Genomic DNA, 19,336 nt, shown 5'->3' with positions numbered 1-19,336 from the left:
CGAACACTCCCCCCGGTGTCTGACGGTGCTGTCCTTCGCGGGCGCCTCAAGGGCGCAGATCGTCGAGCGCGCATGACAAACAGCGCGCGCTCGACGGCACACGGCGATGCAGGAACGTTGCTTTCGAGGGCTTCCCCTGTCGGACACTCCCCTGGGTCGACCTCGCAACTAGAAGGTACGAGGCGGTAGTTGACTACAGCTAGAGCGAAATTCAACGCGTATGGAATTCAATCCGAGAGGACAGCCCAAAGCACCGGCCACCGGGATCACACCGAGAAAGGGCCGACCGCCATGCACGCACCACCGCACTACGCGGACCCCGACCCCTGGACCGAACGCGCCGCCTGCCGCGATACCGACCCCGAGACCTTCTTCCCCCTCCCCGGCGCCTCCGGCGGCGTGGACCGGGAGGCCATGGCCAAACGCCTGTGCGGGCGCTGCCCGGTGGCCCGGGAGTGTCTGCGCGAGGCCCTGGTCCACGACGAGGGCGCCGGGATCTGGGGCGGCTTCAACGCGCGTGAACGGCGTGAGCTGCTGCGTATCGCCGGCACGCTGGAGTCGACGGCCGCGGAGCTGGCCGCGTATCTCGCGGGTGGCGGGCGCAGGTTGAGCGCGACGCCCCGGGAGCGGCCGGCGTACGTGTGGTACCTGCGCCGGCACGGCTGGACCCCGCGCCGGATCGCCGGCGCCCTCGGCATCAGCTTCGGGCAGGTCCAACAGGCCTGGCAACTGGCCGAGTTGGCGTCGTCGTGCACCCGCGGCCCGGTGAGCGGCATGCCGAACCCGCGGGCGCCCAGGAAACGGGTGCGCCGGTCCGGCGCCGACACAGGGGAGGTGACCGGCGTCGAACGCCCCGCCATACGCGGCGGCGTGGCATCGCTGGGCGGCCTCCCACTCCCCCGGTACGGCTCACGGGCCCGGCCGCCCGGCCCCCAGCAACCCCAACTCCCCTCCGGCGGAGGCCATCCGGCGGGGCCGGTACCTGCGGACCGACGGGGGGTGCCGCTGGCGGGGGGTGGACGGCGGGCGCCGGGCGTCGGTGGCGGGTGGGGAGTCTCCCCGGCTGCGGCGGACGGGCCAGGTGGCCGGCGTACCCCCGTGCCGCCGGGATCCCGAGCGCCGGGCGCCGGTGCCGGACCCGGAGTTGCGCCCGCGGGCGACGGGGCGCAGTCCTCTCCTCGGTCGGCCGGTGGTGCCGGGTCCTCCGTGGAGCCCGCCCGTCGGTCGGCCGGTGCCGGGTCCTCGGCGGAGGCCGCCCGTCAGTCGGCCGGTGTCGGGTCCTCGGCGGAGTCGGCGGCCGCAGAGCGGCGGGATTCGCGGTCGATGATCGCCGACCGGACCCGCATGCCCCTCATGCCCAAGGCGCGCCGTCTGCCCACCGGCCCTCGGGTCACGCTCACCAGCAGGTCCGCGCGCACCTTCGTCGCCCCCGGCAGTCCTCGGATCACCATCACCATCCGGCCCGTTCCGGGGGCCCCTGCCGGTGAGCGGGGTGCGTCATGAGTCCCGTACGGATGGGGCAGGACCGGCGGCTCGCGGGGACCGTCATCACGGAAGACGGCGCGGAGATCGTGGTCTACGCGCACGGCTCGCCGGAGGCCGAGGCCACCGTCGTACTGTCGCACGGGTGGACCATGTCGGCCATCGACTGGCGGCCGCACATCGACGCGTTGACGCGGCCCCGGCCCGGCTTTCCCGCGCTGCGGGCGGTCAGTTACGACCAGCGCGGGCACGGCAGGTCCACGCGGGGGCAGGCGCCGCTGGACATGGCGCTGCTCGGCCGGGACCTGGACCTCGTCCTGCGCCGGGCGACCGCACCCGAGGACGGGCCGGTCCTGCTCGTCGGCCACTCCATGGGCGGCATGGCGGTACAGCAGCTCGCCGCGGCCAGGCCCGATCTGTTCGGGCCGTGGGTCAGCGGCGTCGCGCTGTTCTCGACCTGCGTGGAGGACGTCGGGGCGGTCCCCTTCGTACCGCAGGACCGGGGCGCGCAGCGCAGGGCGCACGCCGAACGGCTCGTCTCCGACGGCATGTTGCGTTCGCCGGGCTGGGCCATGGCCGTGCACCGGTTGCTCACCGGACCGCTGTCCCACCCCTCGACCGCCCCGATCTGGCACGCCCTGTTCGGGCGCGGCCCGGGCACCGACACCGCACGGGCCGGCGCGCACGCGCTGCGTACCATCCCGCCGCTGATCGTGGCCGAGTTCTTCGCCGCGCTCACCACACACGCCTGCGCGGGCCGCCTCGGCGCGCTCGGCCGGGTGCCGACCCGGATCCTCGTCGGCGCCCTGGACAGCTACACACCACCCGCCCAGGCCCTGCGCCTGGCCGACGACATCCCGGGGGCGAGCCTGCACACCGTGCCGAAGCAGGGCCATGACCTGCCGTACGAGCGTCCGGTGCTGGTCGTGGAGACCGTGCACGCGCTCTTGCGCGACCTACGAGACCGACGCGAGCCGGCCCCGAGTGAGCCTCGGGAACTCGCCCTCGAAACGGGAGCGGAACAATGAGCAAGCCCCCGACCCCCGATACCGAGGCCCTGCGCCCCGATGTCCTCAAGGCCAGGCGGATCGTGGTGAAGGTGGGTTCGTCCTCGCTGACCACCGCGGTCGGCGGCCTGGACTCGGACCGCGTGGACGCCCTCGTCGACGTCCTCGCCCGCACCCGCGCCACGGGCACCGAGATCGTGCTCGTCTCCTCCGGCGCCATCGCCGCCGGGCTCGCCCCGCTGGGCCTGGCCGAGCGCCCGCAGGACCTGGCCGGGCAGCAGGCGGCCGCCTGCGTGGGCCAGGGCCTGCTGGTGGCCCGCTACACGGCCTCCTTCGCCCGCTACGGCCTGCGGGTCGGCCAAGTCCTGCTGACCGCCGACGACATCGGCCGCCGCGCCCAGTACCGCAACGCCTACCGCGCCCTGACCAAGGTGCTGTCCATGGGCGCGGTGCCGATCGTCAACGAGAACGACACGGTGGCGACTTCGGAGATCCGCTTCGGCGACAACGACCGGCTCGCCGCCCTCGTCTCCCACCTCGTCCGCGCCGACCTGCTGGTGCTGCTGTCCGACATCGACGGCCTGTACGACGGCGACCCGCGGCGGCCCGGGGCGCAGCGCCTGAAGGACGTCCACGGCCAACAGGATCTGGCGGACGTCGAGTTGGGCGGCGCCGGCAATTCGGGGGTGGGCACCGGCGGGATGAAGACCAAGGTGGAGGCGGCCCGGATCGCGACCGGGGCCGGTGTCCCGGTGGTCCTCACCGCCGCCCGGCACGCGGCCGACGCGCTGGCGGGCCGGGAGACGGGCACCCTCTTCCACCGCACCGGCGACCGCAGCTCCGACCATCTGCTGTGGCTGGAGCACGCCAGCAGCCCGCGCGGCAGCGTCCAGCTGACGGCGGACGCGGTGCAGGCCCTGGTGCAGGGCCGCGGGGCGCTGCCCGCGACCGGGGTGACCCGGGTGGCGGGCCAGTTCGTCGCGGGTGATCCGGTGGAACTCCTCGACGAGGAGGGCCGTGTGGTCGCCCGCGGCCTGGCCTCGCTCGCCTTCCAGGAGCTGTCGCTGCTGCGCGGCCGTTCGGGCCGGGAGGTGGTCCACCAGGACGACCTGGTCCTGCTCCCGGCCGCGGCCCGCGGCGGGCTCCCGTCACAACTGCGCCGGCAGGTGAGCGTACGGGTGCTGCCGGCCCGCGAGTTCGCGGCACGGGACGCGGGCGGACCCGGGCTCGGCTGACGACCGGCAGCAGGGCGGCGCCCGTCGGTTTCCCCGACGGGCGCCGCCCTGTCGTACGAGGCCCACGACGGGCCCGACTTGCCGAGGCCGCTCCGCCTTCCCGCTCCGCTCCGCTCAGTCGATGCTGCGGACGATGTGGAACTCGGCGGGATCGTCCTCCACTCCGGCCAGCCCCAGCGGGGGCGGCACCTCGGAGCGGCGGCGGACCCGCCGTGCCTCGTCCCGGTACACGAGCCGGCCCGCCGGCTTCGTCTTCGTGATGATGCGTATCTGCATGAACGGACCTCCCGTCTAGGGCAGCGGGGCGGCGGTTCCGCCCTTGATGTGCCCATCGCCCACCAGGACGTACTTGGTGGTCGTCAGCGCGGTCAGACCCATCGGGCCGCGCGCGTGCAACTTCTGGGTGGAGACGCCGAGTTCGGTGCCCAGGCCGAGCTCACCGCCGTCGGCGAAGCGGGTGGAGGCGTTGACGGCGACGACCGCGGTGTCCAGCGCGCCGACGAACCGGCGGGCGGCGGTGTGCGAGTCGGTGACGATGGCCTCCGTGTGACCGGTGCCGTAGCGCCGGATGTGCTCGACGGCCTCGTCCAGCGAACCGACGACGGCGGCGGAGATCTCCAGGTCGAGATACTCGCGGCCCCAGTCCTCGTCGGTGGCGGGTACGACGGCCGCGTGCCGGGCCCGTACCCGCGCGTCCCCGTGCACCACCACGCCGCGTTCGGCCAGCGCGGACAGGGCGCGGGGCAGGAAGGCGGGCGCCACGGCCTCGTGGACGAGGAGGGACTCGGCGGCGTTGCAGACGGACGTCCGCTGCGTCTTGGCGTCGAGCAGGATCGCCAGCGCCTTGTCGAGGTCGGCGTGCTCGTCGACGTAGACGTGGCAGTTGCCGACGCCGGTCTCGATCACGGGTACGGCGGACTCGCGCACGGTGGTGCGGATGAGCTCGGCGCCGCCGCGCGGGACGAGGACGTCCACCAGGCCGCGCAGGGACATCAGTTCGCGTACGGCGGCATGCGTGGTGCCGGGCACCGTCTGCACCGCGTCGACGGGCGCGCCGGTGTCCGCGAGGGCCTTGCGCATGGCGGCGACGAGGGCGGCGTTGGTGTGCCGGGCGGTCGAGGAGCCGCGGAGCAGAACGGAGTTGGCGCTCTTGAGGCAGAGGGCGGCGGCGTCGACGGTGACGTTCGGGCGGCCCTCGTAGATCATCCCGATGACACCGAGGGGGACTCTGATCCGCCGTACCTCCAGGCCGTTGGGCCGGACGGTCCCGTCCACGCCGGCGCCGACCGGGTCGGGCTGGGCGGCGAGGAAGCGCACGGTGCCGGCGAGCGTGTGGAGCTGCTCGCGGGTGAGGGTCAGCCGGTCCAGTACGGCGGCGCCGAGTCCGGCGTCCCGGGCGGCGGCCAGGTCGCGCTGGTTCGCGGCGAGGATGTCGGCGGGGTCGACGGTCAGCCGCCGCGCGATGGCGAGCAGCGCGGCGTTCCGTACGTCACCGGAGGTACCGGCAAGCAGCCGGGCGGCGGCGCGGGAGGCGAGGGCGGCATCGCGCACGTCCTCCGTCCTGACCTGCGGCGCCACGTCCCGGACGCCGACGGCCGCATCGGCGGTCATCCCTCACCGCCGTCCTCCACCTGCTCCACGGGCGGCGGCGCGGGCACGGTCCCCGACAACTCGGCCAGCATCACCCACGCCAACGCCTCGGCCTCCTCCGGATGGACGGTGAGACCGGTGCCAGTGCTGCTCATAGGAACTCCCTGCGATATAGGGGCGCTGCCGTGTCCCACCCACAAGAGGAACTCAACAACTGGTGAACTCACCCCCCACGAGACTTGCACGAGCCATGAACCCCGACAAGACCGGCACTTCGGCTCCACGAGAGCGACTGGACTGAACCTTGAGCGGGGCTCCACGCGGCGGCAGACGGGAACACGGAAGGAACCCACCGCCCGGCCGAAGCCCGGCGACGTCACCGCCGCGGCTCCGGCGTCGCCCCCACCGCCACCGTGGTCGACCTGCGCAGCCGTATCCCCCAGAAGTGGCCGCCGGGCGCGGCGACTTGCGGGCGGGACCCCTCCGGTGCGCCGTGGGTTTCCGCGCGGGCCAGCATAAACACGCCCCGTCCCGCCGCGGCCGCCGCGACCAGGCCGGCGGCCACCGTCATCAGCCCCGTCGCGTACCGGTCCCCCAGCACCGCCACCCCGAGCACCACGGCGAACACCGGGTTCACCAGCGTCACCGTGGCCAGCGGAGCCGCCAGTCCGCCCCGGTAGGCGAGCTGGCACAACAGCAGCCCGGCCGGCGCGAGGAACAGCACCCCGCCCGCGACCAGCACCGTCGACGTGATGGTCCCCGAGCCGGCCCCGGTCACCCGGAGCACCGCGGTCTGCGCCAGCGCGCTCGCCGCCGCGAAGGCGACCCCCGCCGCGGCCGCGTACGACAGACTCGCGACCGTCACGCTCCGGGCGGCCGCCGCCGCGACCACCGGCACTCCCATCGCGACCGCGGTCAGCAGCCCGACCCCGACCAGTTCACCCGTGTCCAGCGTGCGGCTCTCCCCGGCGGACGGGACGAGCGCCAGCAGTCCCACCACGCCGGCCACCGTCAACGCCGTCCCCGCCCACTGCGCGGACGTCATCCGCTGCCGCAGCACTCCCGACGACAGCAGGGGCGCCGCGACCAGCGTCAGCACCCCGAGCATCTGCACGGCGACGAGCGAGCCGTACCGTAACGCGGCCGTGTGCAGCACGGCCCCCAACGCGTTGAGCAGCACCGCCACCCACCACGCCCCGGACCGCCGCAGTCCGACCCCCCGCGACCCGGCGGCCCGCAGGGCGGCCATCCGCTGCGCGACCGCCGCGGCCGCGTACGCCAGCGCGGAAGTCGCACCGAGCACCAGAACCGAGAACACGGTGGTACGTCCTTTCACCGCGCCGGGCACGGAGTCGTAATATTTCACCCTCCGTTGAAGTCTACGGGTGCTGAATTAACCCGCGCAACCGGTTCGAGACGGACTCCATCCGACATCCACGCGCATTCCTGCCGCGCCTCCTACCCTCACCGCACGCACGAGCCCGGCAACGCCATCTGGATCACGGAGAGTCGCTCATGACGTACGTCATCGCCCAGCCCTGCGTCGACCTCAAGGACAAGGCCTGCGTCGACGAGTGCCCCGTCGACTGCATCTACGAAGGCCAGCGGAAGATGTACATCAACCCGGACGAATGCGTCGACTGCGGCGCCTGCGAGCCCGTCTGCCCGGTCGAGGCGATCTTCTTCGAGGACGACGTCCCCGGCGAGTGGACCGACTTCCGCCGGGCCGACACGGAGTTCTTCGCCGACCTCGGCTCCCCGGGCGGCGCCGCCAACCTCGGCCCCGTCGAGTCCGACCACCCGGTGGTCGCGGGGCTGCCCGTGACCGCGAAGCCGTGACGAACGGGTGAGTTCGGCCGCCGTGCACACGACCCTCGTTGACCTGCGCCCGCCACGTCCATAGCTTCGTGCCCGCCTGACATCACGTCAGCAAAGGGCGTCACGGAGGAGAGGGGCGGGACGTGCGGCTGAGTCTTCGGGGCGCGGGGGTCGTGTGCGCGCTGATCGCGGGGCTGCTGCCCGTGACATCGGTGACCGCCCACGGGGCGACGGCTGCGGCCGAGCCGCTGCCCTTGGAGCAGCTCTTCGACAACACCGCGGTCAGCGACGACGCCCGCCCCGGCGAGGCGGACTTCGACGGCTCGGGCGCCTCCCTGTCGGCCACGGACCTGGCCGCCGCGGGCTGGCACCCGGGCCGCGCGTTCACCGTGCAGGGCGCCCGTCTCACCTGGCCGGACCGCACCCCGGGCGAGCCCGACAACGTCCTCGCCGCCGGACAGGACATCCGCCTCCCCGGCCGCGGCGACGCCCTCGCCTTCCTGGTCGCCGGCACCACCGGCACGGACGTGACCGGCACCGGCACCGTCGCGTACGCGGACGGCACCAGCACCCCGTACCGGCTCACCGCCCCCGACTGGCGCACCGGCCCGCTCGCCACCAAGGCGCTGGCCCTCCCGCACATCAACACACCGGCCGGCCGGCTCACCGAGAAGGCCCGGCTGTACGTCGTCACCGTGCCGCTCGCGGCCGACCGCGAGGTGACGTCGGTACGGCTGCCGCACGCGGCCGGACTCCATGTGTTCGCGGTGTCGGTGCGCACCGACACCCTCGGGTGGACCGGCACCTGGTCCGCGGCCACCGGCGGCTACCCGGCCGTGGGTCCCTGGACCGACCGGACGCTGCGGCTGGTCGTGCACACCTCGGCGGGCGGGCCGCGGGTGCGCGTCCGCTTCGACAACACCTTCGCGGCGGCGCCGGTACGGATCGGCAGCGCCACGGTGGCCGTCCAGGCGTCCGGCGCCACGCCGCAGGGAGCGCCGGTGCCGCTGTCCTTCGGCGGCGCGGCGGGCAGCGAGATCCCGGCGGGCGCCCAGGTGTTCAGCGACCCGCTGGGCTTCACGGTGCCCGCGGACACGAACCTCCTGGTCAGCTTCCATCTGCCCGGCACGGTGGCGGCGGCGCCGGTGCACCGGCTCGCGGTGCAGCGGTCGTACCTCAGCGAGCCGGGCGACCACGCGGCCGACGGTACCGCCACGGCCTACACCTCGACCCTGACCAGCTGGCCGCTGCTCGCCGGGGTGGACGTGGGCGGCGGGCCGGGTTCGGTGGTGGTGCTCGGCGACTCGATCACGGACGGGTCGCATTCCACCCTCGACGCGAACCGGCGCTGGCCCAATGTGCTGGCCACCCGGCTGCTCGGCCAGGACGAGGTGCCGCACTATGGCGTGCTCAACCAGGGGATCTCCGGCAACCGTGTGCTCACCGACCGCTACCCCGGGGACGGCGTCTCCACGGAGACCGCCGGGGTGAACGCGCCCCACCGCTTCGACCGTGATGTCCTCGCCCAGCCGTCGGTACGGACCGCGGTGGTCTTCGAGGGCGTCAACGACGTGCTCGCGGGCGCGACCTCGGAGCAGGTGATCGAGGGCCTGCGCCTGCTCGCGGACCGGGGACGCGAGCGCGGGCTGCGGATGCTGGCGGCCACGATCGTACCGTGCGAGGGCGCGGCCAAGTGCACGGCCGCGGTCGACGCGGAGCGGGCCGAGGTGAACGCGTGGATCCGGGCCACGGGGGTCTTCGACGGCGTCCTGGACTTCGACGCGGCCCTGCGGGATCCGGCGCGCCCGTCGCGCCTCCTGCCGGAGTACGACAGCGGGGACCATCTGCACCCGGGTGACGCGGGGCTCGCGGCGCTGGCCGCGTCGGTGGATCTGCGGGCGCTGGTGCCCGTGCCGTGAGGGGCTACACGTCCAGGTCGACCACTACCGGCGCGTGGTCGGAGGCGCCCTTGCCCTTGCGCTCCTCGCGGTCCACGTACGCGTCCTTGACCGCCGACGCGAACGGTTCGTTGCCGTAGACGAGGTCGATGCGCATGCCGCGGTTCTTGGGGAAGGCGAGCTGGCGGTAGTCCCAGTACGTGAAGGGGTGGTCGTACTTGAGGGGCCGCGGGACCACGTCCGACAGGCCCGCCTCGCGCAGGGACGCCAGGGCCGCCCGCTCGGCGGGGGTGACATGGGTCAGGCCCTCGAAGGCCGCCACGTCGAAGACGTCGTCGTCCGTCGGCGCCACGTTGTAGTCGCCCAGCACCGCGAACGGGCGGCTGCCGGCCGCGTCGCCCGCGACGGCCGCCTTCAGGGCCTCGAACCACTGGAGCTTGTAGGCGTAGTGCGGGTGGTCCACCTCGCGGCCGTTGGGCACGTACACCGACCAGACGCGGACCGGGCCGCAGGTCGCGGAGATGGCGCGGGGCTCGGCCGAGCCGTCGTAGCCGGGATCGCCGGGCAGGCCCTTGACGACGTCCTCGATCCCTATGCGGGAGAGCACCGCCACGCCGTTCCACCGGCCGGTCGCGTGGACCGCCGCCTCGTAACCCAGCTCGCGCAGCTGCTCGGCCGGGAAGGCGGCCTCGGCGACCTTGGCCTCCTGGAGGCAGAGCACATCGGTGCCACTGCTCTCCAGCCAGGCCAGGAGCCTCGGCAGGCGGGCGGTGATCGAGTTCACGTTCCAGGTCGCGATACGCATGTCCCACAACCTACCCGGCGGCACTGACAATCAGAGAGCCGCGCTCTGGCCGGGCGCGAGCCGCAGGTGCTCGGCGCCACCGAGGGCGCCGATCTGGTTGTCGTAGATCGGCCGGGCGAGGTCGGTGAGCAGGGCGTCGTGGATGTCGTAGGCGCGCCGCGGTTTCACCTCGCGGACGTACTCGATGACCTCCGAGATCTTGCTCCAGGGGGCCATGACCGGCAGCATCAGCGTCTCGACCGGGTGGTCGGGGACGGTGAGGGCGTCGCCGGGGTGGAAGACGCGGCCGCCGTCGACGAGATAGCCGACGTTGGTGATCCGCGGGATGTCCGGGTGGATGACCGCGTGCAGTTCGCCGTGGACCTGGACGTCGAAGCCCGCCGCGGTGAAGGTGTCGCCGTGGCCGACGGTGTGCACCCGGCCCGGGAAGGCGGCCGAGATCTTCTCCGCGACCGACCGCAGGGTCCAGATCTCGGCGGCCGGGTTGGCCTCCATCGCGGTGCGCAGCCGCTCTTCGCTGAAGTGGTCGGGGTGCTCGTGCGTGACGAGGATCGCGTCCGCGCCGACGGCGGCGTCCTCCTCGCTGAAGCCTCCGGGGTCGAGGACGAGCACCCGCCCGTCCTTCTCCAGGCGGACGCAGGCGTGCGTCTTCTTCGTGAACCTCATGGCACCATCCTGCCCGCCGCGCCACAGCGCGGGCTCACTCGGTGGGGGTGGTCTCCTCGCGTATCACCTGCTGCGCCACCTTGAACGCGCTGTTCGCCGCCGGTACACCGCAGTAGACCGCGGCCTGGAGCAGCACTTCCTTGATCTCGGCGGGCGTGAGGCCGTTGCGCAGCGCGGCCCGCACGTGGAAGGCGAGCTCGTCCAGGTGGCCGCCCGCGACCAGAGCGGTGAGGGTGACGCAGCTGCGCGCACGCCGGTCGAGGCCGGGGCGGTCCCAGATCTCGCCCCAGGCGTAGCGGGTGACGAACTCCTGGAAGTCGCCCGAGAACTCGTCGGCCTGCGCCAGCGCCCGGTCCACATGTGCGTCGCCGAGCACCTCGCGGCGCACCTTCAGGCCGGCGTCGTACGGATCCGGCCGGCCGCCCTCCACCGGGGCGGGGACGGCGGCGGGGGCGATCTCGGCGATGGGCGCGGGCTGCGGGGGCGCGACCGGCGCCGCAGCGGCGAGGACCGGCTGCACGGGCGCCGCCGGGATGGCGACCTGGCCGGGGGACGGCTCGTAGGCGGGCTGCCAGGCGGTGGAGAAGTGTCTGACCAGCAGATCGGTGACGGCCGCCGGCTGCTCCACCGGTACGAGGTGGGAGGCGCCGGGGACCACGGCGAGCCGCGCGTCCGGGATGCCGGCGACCAGGGTGCGGGCCTCGGCGGGGCCGGTGACCTGGTCCTCGGAGCCGACCAGGACCAGGGTGGGCACGCCGATGCTGGTCAGCTCGGTGCGCACGTCGAAGGAGGCGAGCGCCTCGCAGGCGGCGATGTAGCAGCCGGGGTCGGTGGTGCGCACCATCTGTACGGCCCAGTCGGTGATGGCGGGCTGGGCGCCGGCGAAGCCGTGGGTGAACCAGCGCTCGGGCGAACTGCGGGCGATGGGGTCGAGGCCGTTCGTCCGGACGATCACCCCGCGCTGCCGGAACTCGTCGGCGGTGCCGAAGCGGGGCGAGGCGGCGATCAGGGCGAGCGAGGCCAGCCGCTCGGGGTTGCGCAGCGCCAGCTCCACTCCGATGGCGCCGCCGAACGCGCAGCCCGCGTAGCCGAAGCGCGGCACGCCGAGACCGTCCAGCGTGACGAGCAGCCGCGTGGCGAGCTCGGCGACCGAACCGGCCGGGTACGCCGGGGCGCCGCCGTGTCCCGGCAGGTCGAACCGGAAGACCCGCCACTGCTTCGTCAGCTCGGGGACCTGACGGTCCCACATGTGCCAGGTGGTGCCGAGCGACGGGCCGAGGATGAGGACCGGGGCGTCTTGCGGGCCGTCGAAGCGGTACTGGAGGGCAGGGGTCTTCGTCTCACTCACCGCTCCACGCTAGCGTCCGCGCCTCGGTGCCCCGCCCCCGGTCCCCCACTCCCCCCATCCGGCTCCCGGACTTCGGCGACGAACCCTCACACGCTCTTCACCGGGCGCGCCCGGTCCGCCGTCATGACCCGGCCGGACCGCCCAGGCCGGTCAGCGCGCCGACGGGGTCCAGGTCCGGGGTGCCGCGCGGCCACCAGTCGTCGTGGCCCGGTTCCGATTCGTACGCGTACCACAGGCCGTCGCGGCCGAGGCGGAGCTGGACATGGCCGCGGGGGTGGGTGAGGCGGTTGCGCCAGGGGCGGAACGCCGGGAGGTCGGCGGCCAGGAGCAGAGGGCGTGCCCGGTCGAAGCGGCCGGCCGGCGGGTCCCATGCCTCCTCCAGTACGGCGAGCCCCTGCTCGCCGCCCTGGCGCCACGCGGCGACCGCCCGGGCCAGGTCGGCGGGCGTGCGGTCGGCGGCGGAGGCGAGCGAGGCGTACAGGGCGCGGGTGCCGGCGGTGAGGCCCGCTCCGGGGCGGGCCGCGGCGAGTCGTACGGCGTCCTGCCACAGCGTCAGTTCCGCGAGCGGGTCGTGGCCGGTGCCGAGCAGGGCGTGTGCGCGGGCGGCGGCGTCGGTGGCCAGCTGGTCCAGCGCGAACGGGTCCGGGCCGCCCGGCGCCGCCGGATAGACGGGGGGCTGCTCGGGGTGCGGCGGGACCGGCAGCGGCGGCGGGAGCGGCGGGAGTTCGCGGGGCGCGAGAGCTTCGCTCGCCCGTACGCCCGGCAGCGGCGCCGGTCCCTGGTCCTGCGCGACACGGGCCGACCGTGCGGCGCTAAGACGGGACAGGGCGTCCAGGAGCTCGCGCTCACCGCGGCCGCGCAGCAGGAGCAGGACGAAGGGGTCGGCGTCGAGCAGCCGTGCCGTCTGGTAGCAGAGGGCGGCCGCGTGTTTGCAGGGGTGGCCGTAGTCCGGGCAGCTGCACTGGGGCTCCAGGTCTCCCGGGCCGGGCAGCAGCGGCACACCGCACTCGGCGAGGGAGTGCGGCATCTCCTTGTCGAGCAGCGCGGCGATATGCCCGGGCCGCTCGGCGGCGACGTCCAGGAACCGCTCCCAGTCGGCGTCGTCGAGCGTCCGCAACCGCACCTGCACGCGGTACGGCCGGGGGCGGCTCCCCTTCACGTACGCGAGGACCAGGCCGGGGGTGACGGTGATGGCGTCCACGTGCCCCTGCTCGGCGTAACCCCGCCCGCGCGCCAGCCGCTTGGGGTCGAGCGCCCCCTCTTCCAACGCCGCCACCCAGGCATTGCCCCACCACGTCTCGGCGAACCCGGTCCCACCGGTGCCTCCGGCGGGAAGGGCGGGGAAGGTACGCCGGTGATCCCCGTCCCGGGAGGGAGCGGCCATGGTGCGGGGCACGGCGGCGCGGACGCCGGGGGGAGCCGCGCGGACACCGGGGGGAGGAGAGGCGGGGTGAGGGTGCGGGGGGTTGGCGGCATGGGTTGCCGGGTGGGGGCGCGGGAGGTTGGCGGCATGGGGGGTGGCGTGGGGGCGCGGAGGGTTGGCGGCGTGGGGGTCGGGGGCCGTCGGGTCGGCGTCACGGGCATGGGCATGCGGCCGGTCGGCGCCATGCGGGTCGGCGTCAGCATGCGGGGCGAAAGCCGTCGGGTCGGCGACAGCATGCGGGGCGAAAGCCGTCGGGTCGGCGTCACGGGCATCGGGGTGGGCCCGACCGGCGCCACGCGCGTCGGCATAGTCGGCATAGGGGGCGAGGGCCGTGGGGTCGGCGCCACGGGCATCAGGGTCAGAGGCGGGAGCCGTCCGGTCGGCGCTGTCGGCATCGGCATGGGGATCGGGAGCCGTCCGGTCGGTACCACGGGCGTCGGCGTGCAGCCGGTCGGTGCCGTGGGTACCGGCGCTTCCCTGGCTGCGGGCCTGCGGGTGGGGAGGCATCGGGTCGGCGTCGTGTGCGTCGGTGGTCCGGGTCCGGGAATCGCGCCCGTTAGTGCCCGTCTCGGTCGGCTTCTCCTCCGGGGACTCCGCATCGGCGGGCAGTCGGAAGGCGCCGGAGAGCAGTTCCCGCAGGGCGCGGGCGCGGGCCGCCGGTGCGTCGCTCCGCGCGGGGCGGGGGTGACGCGCGCGTCCCGGGACCGGGGTCGCCGGCTTCGGCTCGGCCCGGCGCGCGGCACGCAGCGCTTCCCGCGCGACATCCGCGGGGCGCACCGTCGGCGGGTCGGCGGAGGCGGTCCCGGGCGTGCCCGCCCCGGTGTCACCCGCCGGGTCCGGGCCGTCCCCGGCACCGGCGCGCCGCAGCGCGGCACGTGCCACGTCGCCGGGGCGGGCCTCACGCGTGTCCGCCCCCGTCGTGGCGGGATCCGAACCGCCGGACCGCTCGCCCTTGCCCTCCCGTTCCCGCGCCATCCGCAACGCCCGCCGAGCCGCCTCGGACAGTTCCCCGGCACTCCCGCCCATGCCCCGCGGCTCGGGGCGCAGCACCCGGCCGCTCTCCTCCGACAGCTCGGTCCCAGGACGTTCCTCGCCCTCAGGGCCCCCGCCCTCCCCCGCACCCGCGCCGAGAACACCCCCGTCCCTCCCCTGCCGCTCCCCCTCCCGCGCAGCCCTCCGCACCCGACCGCCCTCCCCCGACAGCCCGGCCACAGAACGTTTCTCAACCTCAGGGCCCCCGCCCTCCCCCGCACCCGCGCCGAGAACACCCCCGTCCCTCCCCTGCCGCTCCCCCTCCCGCGCAGCCCTGAGCGCCCTGCGGGCCTCGTCCGACGGGCGGGGGGTCATGAGGTCCTCCGCAGGGAGACCAGGTCGGAGAGTTCGCGGGCCGTCAGTTCGGTGAGGGCGGCTTCGCCGGAGCCGAGGATCGCGTCGGCCAGAGCCCGCTTGGACTCCAGCATCTCCGCGATGCGGTCCTCGATCGTGCCCTCGGTGATGAGGCGGTGGACCTGGACGGGCTGGGTCTGGCCGATGCGGTAGGCGCGGTCGGTGGCCTGTTCCTCCACGGCCGGGTTCCACCAGCGGTCGAAGTGGATGACATGACCGGCCCGGGTGAGGTTCAGGCCGGTCCCGGCCGCCTTCAGGGAGAGCACCAGGACCGGAGTCTCGCCCGCCTGGAAGCGGTCCACCATGCGTTCGCGCTCGGGGATCGGTGTGCCGCCGTGGAGGAGGTCCACGGGGACCGCGCGGGAGGCGAGGTGGGAGGTGATCAGCCGGGCCATCCCCACGTACTGCGTGAAGACCAGTGCCGAGCCGTCCTCCGACAGCAGGGTGTCCAGCAGTTCGTCGAGCAGCGCCAGCTTGCCGGAGCGGGCCGCCAGGGACTCGCCCGCGGCGGGCTCCTTCAGGTACAGCGCGGGGTGGTCGCAGATCTGCTTCAGCGCCGACAGCAGCTTCAGGACCAGACCCCGGCGCGCCATGCCCTCCGCGGTCTCGATGGCGAGCATCGACTCCCGCACCACCGCCTCGTACAGCGCGGCCTGTTCACGGGTGAGCGGCACCGGGTGGTCGGTCTCGGTCTTGGGCGGCAGCTCCGGGACGATCCCGGGGTCGGACTTCTTGCGGCGCAGGAGGAAGGGCCGCACGAGCCGCGCCAGCCGCTCCACCGCCTCCTGGTCCTCGCCGTTCTCCACCGCACGCGCGTGCCGGGCCCGGAAGGACTTCAAGGGGCCGAGGAGCCCCGGGGTCGTCCAGTCCAGCAGGGCCCACAGCTCGGAGAGGTTGTTCTCCACCGGGGTGCCGGTCAGCGCCACCCGCGCCGGGGTCGGAATGGTGCGCAGGGCCTTGGCCGTCGCCGAGTAGGGGTTCTTCACGTGCTGGGCCTCGTCCGCGACGACCATGCCCCAGTCCTGCTGGGCGAGGACCGGCGCCGCGGACCGCATGGTGCCGTACGTCGTGAGGACGAAGCCGCCGGTCAGGTCGTCCAGGGTGCGGTCGGGGCCGTGGAAGCGGCGCACGGGGACGCCGGGCGCGAAGCGGGTGATCTCGCGCTGCCAGTTGCCGAGCAGGGAGGCCGGGCAGATCACCAGGGTCGGTTCGCTGCGGGCCCGCTTCAGATGCAGCGCGATGAGGGTGACGGTCTTGCCGAGGCCCATGTCGTCGGCGAGGCAGCCGCCGAGGCCCAGGGAGGTCATGAGGTCCAGCCAGGCCAGGCCGCGGAGCTGGTAGTCGCGCAGGGTGGCGGCCAGGCCGGGCGGTGGCGCGGCGGGGCGGACGCCCGCCGTGAGGCGGTCGCGCAGGGCGGCGAGGGCGCCGACCGGCACCGCCTCCACCGACTCGCCGTCGACCTCCGCGGTGCCGGTGAGGGCGACGGACAGCGCGTCGACGGGGTCGAGGAGGCCCAGTTCGCGCTTGCGGGCCTTGCGGACCAGGGCGGGGTCCACCAGCACCCAGTGGTCGCGCAGCCGGACGACCGGGCGGTGCGCCTCGGCGAGCGCGTCCATCTCGGCCTCGCTGAGCGGCTCCCCGCCGAGCGCCAGCTGCCAGCGGAACTGGAGCAGGTCCTCGCTCTCGAAGAAGCCGGTGCCGTCGGTCGCCGAGCCCGGGGCGGGCCGTACCACCGCGGCGGCGGTGAGGTCCTGGGCGAGGTCGCGGGGCCAGTGCACCCCGACGCCCGCCGCCGCGAGCCGGGTCGCCGCCACCCCCAGCAGATCGCCCAACTCCTCGTCCGACAACGCCAGTACGTCGGGTACGTCCTGCTCGGTGAGCCGGTCCAGCGGCGGCCAGACGCGGGCCGCGCGGCGCACCGCGAGGGCGGCGTCGACCCGCGCGCGGGGACCGAAGGCCGTATCCGCCTCGCCCGCCCACAGCGCCGCCGCGTCGGCGACCAGGGTGGGGTCGGCGAGGCTGTGCACCTGGACGATCGCCGCGCCAGCGTGGCGCACGCCCTCCTCGCTGTCGAACAGCTGGTGGGCCGCCAGGTCCAGGCGCAGCGAGATGCGGACGCCCGCGTCCATCCCGGCGGCGACCTCGGCCGCCCAGTCGTGGGCGTCGGGCAGGCGCTGCGGCCGGCGGTCCGCGAAGGGCTTCCCGCAGGCGTGGGGGGCGGCCGGGGTGCGGGGCAGGGTGTCGGCGACCGCGTCGAGGAAGGAGCGCATCAGGGCTTCCGGCTCGGGCAGCCGGAGCGGTCCCGGGCCGGGCAGCGGCACCGCGTGTCCTTCGGGGGGCAGGGCGGCGGCGATGGCCCGCAGGTGCGCGATGTCGTCCGGGCCGAGGGGGCCGGCCCGCCAGGCGTCGTGGCCTGTGGGGGTCAGTCCGGGGAGGAGCCGGCCGCGCGCGGTGAGCCGTAGGGCGTGCTGGGCGGCGGCGCCCCAGGCGGCGGTGGCGGGGTGAGCCGCGGGGTCGCGGCGGGCGCGGACGAGGAGGGGCAGCGCGGCGTCCAGGGGGAGGGTCAGGGCGGGGGCGGGCCTGCGGCGGACCCCGGCGCCGTGCCGCCGTACCACTGTCAGCTCGGTGGGCCCGGGGCCCAGGGGCAGGGGGGCGTCCTCGGGGTCCCAGAAGGCGATCCGGCCCTCGCGCGGCAGGGGCGCGGGCAGGAAGACGGCGGCGAGGCGCACGGGCACGAAGTCCGCCGTACGGAGATCGCCGGTGCGGTCGGCCGCTGTCGCCGTGTCGTTCATACGCCCTGTCACCTCCCGTCCCTGAGTCGGATCAGTCGTCTTCGACTCTACGGGCGGGGTCTGACAATCGGCCCCGCCGCCCGGTCCGGGCGGGGCCGGACGGCTAGGGAACCGTGCGGGAGACGACGTAGACCATGGGGAAGGTCGGGTTGCCCGTGTTGACCACGATGTCCTGGGTGGGGGCCGGGTTCTTCTGCTCGCGGACGATCCCGAAGTACGCGCCGGGCCGGGAGCCCTCGCCGGCGAACTTCCAGCCGGTGACCTTCTGGTCCCGGGTGCCGATGGTGATGTCGCCCCGCTGGAGGTCGTTGCGGTGCAGCCCGAGCTCGGCCAGGAAGGCGTCCAGGCCGGCGTGCGTGGTCTGGAACTGGACGTAGAGCCGGCTGGTGCGCCAGTTGTTGGTCTCGTAGTACGCGACCTGGTTCGCGGGGTGCGGGACCGGCACCTGGTAGAGGCGGCGCTGGACCTTGGACGGCCAGCCCTCGGTGAGTCCCCGCGCCGCGTACTTGGCCTCCTTGTCCTTGCCGCTGTCCCGGCTCTGATCGGCGGAGATCACCAGGTAGCCGGCGGGGACGCCGATGAGCAGGACGATGATGAGCAGGGTGAGCGCCCGGCGGCGGATCATGTGGCGCCGGTCCTCGGCGGGCCGCGACGGCTCGTCCGCCGGTTCGGCCTGGTGCGGCAGTTCAGGGGTCACGCGGGCCCCTGCGGCGCGCGGCGGGAGGACACGTACCGCTCGTAGCGCTCATGGCGCTCCACCCGGCGCCGGTTGGCGCGCCGGAAGCGGCGGGCGACCAGGCGGGCGAGGTCCGCGGCGCCGACCATGCCGGCCTCGGGGCCGAGCTGGGCGCGCGCGATACGGGCCTCGGGGCGGTAGCCGCGGCCGGTCAGATGGCGCTTGAAGGCGTCCCGCGCGGGAACGATGAGCAGGTCGTCGGCGGCCGAGACACCGCCGCCGATGACGAAGCAGGACGGGTCGAGGGCCGCCGCGAGGTTGGCGATGCCGACGCCGAGCCACTGGCCGATGTCCTGGAGCAGCTCGATGCACATGGCGTCGCCGTCCCGGGCCAGCTCGGTGATGACCGGCCCGGTGATGTCGGGGACGCTGCCCTTGACGTGCTCGATGAGCCCGTACGCCACCGGGGAGTCGGCCGCGGCCAGCTCACGGGCCTCGCGCACCAGGGCGTTGCCCGAGCTGTACTGCTCCCAGCAGCCGCGGTTGCCGCACGGGCAGCGGTGGCCGCCGGGCACGACCTGCATATGGCCGAACTCGCCGGCCACGCCGAACTTGCCGCGCTTGACCTGCCCGTCCTCCAGGATCGCGCCGCCGATGCCGGTGCCCAGCGTGATCATCACCAGGTGGGTCTCGCCGCGGCCCGCGCCGAAGCGCCACTCGGCCCAGGCGGCGGTGTTGGCGTCGTTGTCGACCAGGACGGGCACGGCGAGCCGTTCGGCGATGCGGTCCCTGAGCGGTTCGTTGCGCCAGGACAGGTGCGGGGCGAACAGGATGCGGTTGCGGTCGGCGTCCACCCAGCCGGCCGCGCCGATGCCGACGGCGTGCACGTCGTGCCGGTCGGACAGGTCCAGCACCAGTTCGACGATGGTGTCCTCGACGACCTTGGGGCTCTTGGACTTGTCCGGGGTCTCCGCGCGGAGCTTCTCCAGGATGTTGCCGTCGGCGTCGACGACGCCGGCCATCACCTTGGTGCCGCCGATGTCGATGCCCACGGTGGGCACTCGGGGGGCGGTCAGGTGTGACCGGCGCTCCCTTGTGCCGACTGTGCGCAGAGCCGTGGCGCGGCGGGAGCCGATGGGGGCGTTGAAGGTGCCGTAGGTGCTCATCGGGCCCGATTCTGCCTCACCGCGGGTAGGGGTGCCGTAGAGGG

16 protein-coding genes are annotated in these 19,336 nt (G+C 74.6%); 5 read left to right on the top strand and 11 right to left on the bottom strand.

The window, feature by feature from the left end; genetic code table 11:
• Positions 1-291: 291 nt before the first annotated feature.
• The 3 genes from ACWD11_RS28215 to proB are packed head-to-tail and all read left to right on the top strand — an operon-like array spanning position 292 to position 3,724.
• Entirely contained in the window at positions 292-1,503 is a 1,212-nt protein-coding gene (locus tag ACWD11_RS28215; protein WP_451286340.1) for a WhiB family transcriptional regulator, read from the top strand.
• Positions 1,500-2,510 (top strand): alpha/beta fold hydrolase, encoded by a 1,011-nt coding sequence (locus ACWD11_RS28210; protein ID WP_451286338.1) that lies wholly within the window; start codon positions 1,500-1,502, stop codon positions 2,508-2,510. The genes ACWD11_RS28215 and ACWD11_RS28210 overlap by 4 nt, the downstream gene beginning before the upstream one ends.
• A complete protein-coding gene (proB, locus tag ACWD11_RS28205) occupies positions 2,507-3,724 on the top strand; it encodes a glutamate 5-kinase (RefSeq protein WP_451286336.1) in 1,218 nt (405 codons plus the stop codon). The genes ACWD11_RS28210 and proB overlap by 4 nt, the downstream gene beginning before the upstream one ends.
• A gap of 114 nt (positions 3,725-3,838) precedes the next feature.
• Here the strand turns inward: proB and ACWD11_RS28200 are convergent, their stop codons facing one another.
• The 4 genes from ACWD11_RS28200 to ACWD11_RS28185 form a co-directional block, all read right to left on the bottom strand.
• Positions 3,839-4,000: a hypothetical protein gene (locus tag ACWD11_RS28200; protein WP_389420578.1), complete on the bottom strand. Its 162-nt coding sequence runs from the start codon at positions 3,998-4,000 to the stop codon at positions 3,839-3,841.
• Between the two features lie 15 nt (positions 4,001-4,015).
• Positions 4,016-5,335: a glutamate-5-semialdehyde dehydrogenase gene (locus ACWD11_RS28195; protein ID WP_389420577.1), complete on the bottom strand. Its 1,320-nt coding sequence runs from the start codon at positions 5,333-5,335 to the stop codon at positions 4,016-4,018.
• Positions 5,332-5,469 (bottom strand): hypothetical protein, encoded by a 138-nt coding sequence (locus ACWD11_RS28190; protein WP_389420576.1) that lies wholly within the window; start codon positions 5,467-5,469, stop codon positions 5,332-5,334. Before ACWD11_RS28190 ends, ACWD11_RS28195 begins: the two co-directional genes overlap by 4 nt.
• 221 nt (positions 5,470-5,690) lie before the next feature.
• A complete protein-coding gene (locus ACWD11_RS28185) occupies positions 5,691-6,632 on the bottom strand; it encodes a DMT family protein (RefSeq protein ID WP_389420575.1) in 942 nt (313 codons plus the stop codon).
• A gap of 197 nt (positions 6,633-6,829) precedes the next feature.
• Here ACWD11_RS28185 and fdxA point away from each other — a divergent pair, with 197 nt between their 5' ends.
• On the top strand, positions 6,830-7,153 hold the full coding sequence (gene fdxA, locus ACWD11_RS28180) for a ferredoxin (RefSeq protein WP_389420574.1): 324 nt from the start codon (positions 6,830-6,832) through the stop codon (positions 7,151-7,153).
• 122 nt (positions 7,154-7,275) lie between these two features.
• Positions 7,276-9,051 (top strand): SGNH/GDSL hydrolase family protein, encoded by a 1,776-nt coding sequence (locus ACWD11_RS28175; protein WP_389420573.1) that lies wholly within the window; start codon positions 7,276-7,278, stop codon positions 9,049-9,051.
• A gap of 4 nt (positions 9,052-9,055) precedes the next feature.
• On the opposite strand, the gene ACWD11_RS28170 is transcribed toward ACWD11_RS28175, so the two are convergent.
• The 7 genes from ACWD11_RS28170 to ACWD11_RS28140 all read right to left on the bottom strand — a co-directional run bounded on the left by ACWD11_RS28170 (position 9,056) and on the right by ACWD11_RS28140 (position 19,292).
• Positions 9,056-9,835 carry an exodeoxyribonuclease III gene (locus ACWD11_RS28170; protein ID WP_389420572.1) on the bottom strand — a complete coding sequence of 260 codons (780 nt, stop codon included), beginning with the start codon at positions 9,833-9,835 and terminating at the stop codon, positions 9,056-9,058.
• Positions 9,836-9,865: 30 nt separating this feature from the next.
• Complete coding sequence (locus ACWD11_RS28165; protein WP_389420571.1) at positions 9,866-10,501, bottom strand: MBL fold metallo-hydrolase; 636 nt, start codon at positions 10,499-10,501, stop codon at positions 9,866-9,868.
• 34 nt (positions 10,502-10,535) lie between these two features.
• A complete protein-coding gene (pcaDC, locus tag ACWD11_RS28160; protein ID WP_451286332.1) occupies positions 10,536-11,849 on the bottom strand; it encodes a bifunctional 3-oxoadipate enol-lactonase/4-carboxymuconolactone decarboxylase PcaDC in 1,314 nt (437 codons plus the stop codon).
• 121 nt (positions 11,850-11,970) lie between these two features.
• Positions 11,971-14,322, bottom strand: a complete 2,352-nt coding sequence (locus ACWD11_RS28155) for an SWIM zinc finger family protein (protein ID WP_451286330.1) — start codon at positions 14,320-14,322, stop codon at positions 11,971-11,973.
• Positions 14,323-14,615: 293 nt separating this feature from the next.
• A complete protein-coding gene (locus ACWD11_RS28150) occupies positions 14,616-17,450 on the bottom strand; it encodes an SNF2-related protein (RefSeq protein WP_451286328.1) in 2,835 nt (944 codons plus the stop codon).
• Positions 17,451-17,553: 103 nt separating this feature from the next.
• Positions 17,554-18,147 carry a sugar kinase gene (locus ACWD11_RS28145; protein WP_451286326.1) on the bottom strand — a complete coding sequence of 198 codons (594 nt, stop codon included), beginning with the start codon at positions 18,145-18,147 and terminating at the stop codon, positions 17,554-17,556.
• Entirely contained in the window at positions 18,144-19,292 is a 1,149-nt protein-coding gene (locus tag ACWD11_RS28140) for an ROK family glucokinase (RefSeq protein WP_389420567.1), read from the bottom strand. Before ACWD11_RS28140 ends, ACWD11_RS28145 begins: the two co-directional genes overlap by 4 nt.
• Positions 19,293-19,336 lie beyond the last annotated feature (44 nt).

Source organism: Streptomyces sp. NPDC002776, assembly GCF_053592195.1.
The sequence above is the reverse complement of the archived record's forward strand: the minus strand, read 5'-3'. Positions and strand labels throughout refer to the sequence as shown.

Excerpts from the sequence above, each read along its gene's own strand:
- ACWD11_RS28215 (WP_451286340.1), top strand. The coding sequence starts at position 292 with ATGCACGCACCACCGCACTACGCGGACCCCGACCCCTGGACCGAACGC.
- ACWD11_RS28210 (WP_451286338.1), top strand. The coding sequence starts at position 1,500 with ATGAGTCCCGTACGGATGGGGCAGGACCGGCGGCTCGCGGGGACCGTC.
- proB (WP_451286336.1), top strand. The coding sequence starts at position 2,507 with ATGAGCAAGCCCCCGACCCCCGATACCGAGGCCCTGCGCCCCGATGTC.
- ACWD11_RS28200 (WP_389420578.1), bottom strand. The coding sequence starts at position 4,000 with ATGCAGATACGCATCATCACGAAGACGAAGCCGGCGGGCCGGCTCGTG.
- ACWD11_RS28195 (WP_389420577.1), bottom strand. The coding sequence starts at position 5,335 with ATGACCGCCGATGCGGCCGTCGGCGTCCGGGACGTGGCGCCGCAGGTC.
- ACWD11_RS28190 (WP_389420576.1), bottom strand. The coding sequence starts at position 5,469 with ATGAGCAGCACTGGCACCGGTCTCACCGTCCATCCGGAGGAGGCCGAG.
- fdxA (WP_389420574.1), top strand. The coding sequence starts at position 6,830 with ATGACGTACGTCATCGCCCAGCCCTGCGTCGACCTCAAGGACAAGGCC.
- ACWD11_RS28170 (WP_389420572.1), bottom strand. The coding sequence starts at position 9,835 with ATGCGTATCGCGACCTGGAACGTGAACTCGATCACCGCCCGCCTGCCG.
- ACWD11_RS28165 (WP_389420571.1), bottom strand. The coding sequence starts at position 10,501 with ATGAGGTTCACGAAGAAGACGCACGCCTGCGTCCGCCTGGAGAAGGAC.
- ACWD11_RS28150 (WP_451286328.1), bottom strand. The coding sequence starts at position 17,450 with ATGAACGACACGGCGACAGCGGCCGACCGCACCGGCGATCTCCGTACG.
- ACWD11_RS28140 (WP_389420567.1), bottom strand. The coding sequence starts at position 19,292 with ATGAGCACCTACGGCACCTTCAACGCCCCCATCGGCTCCCGCCGCGCC.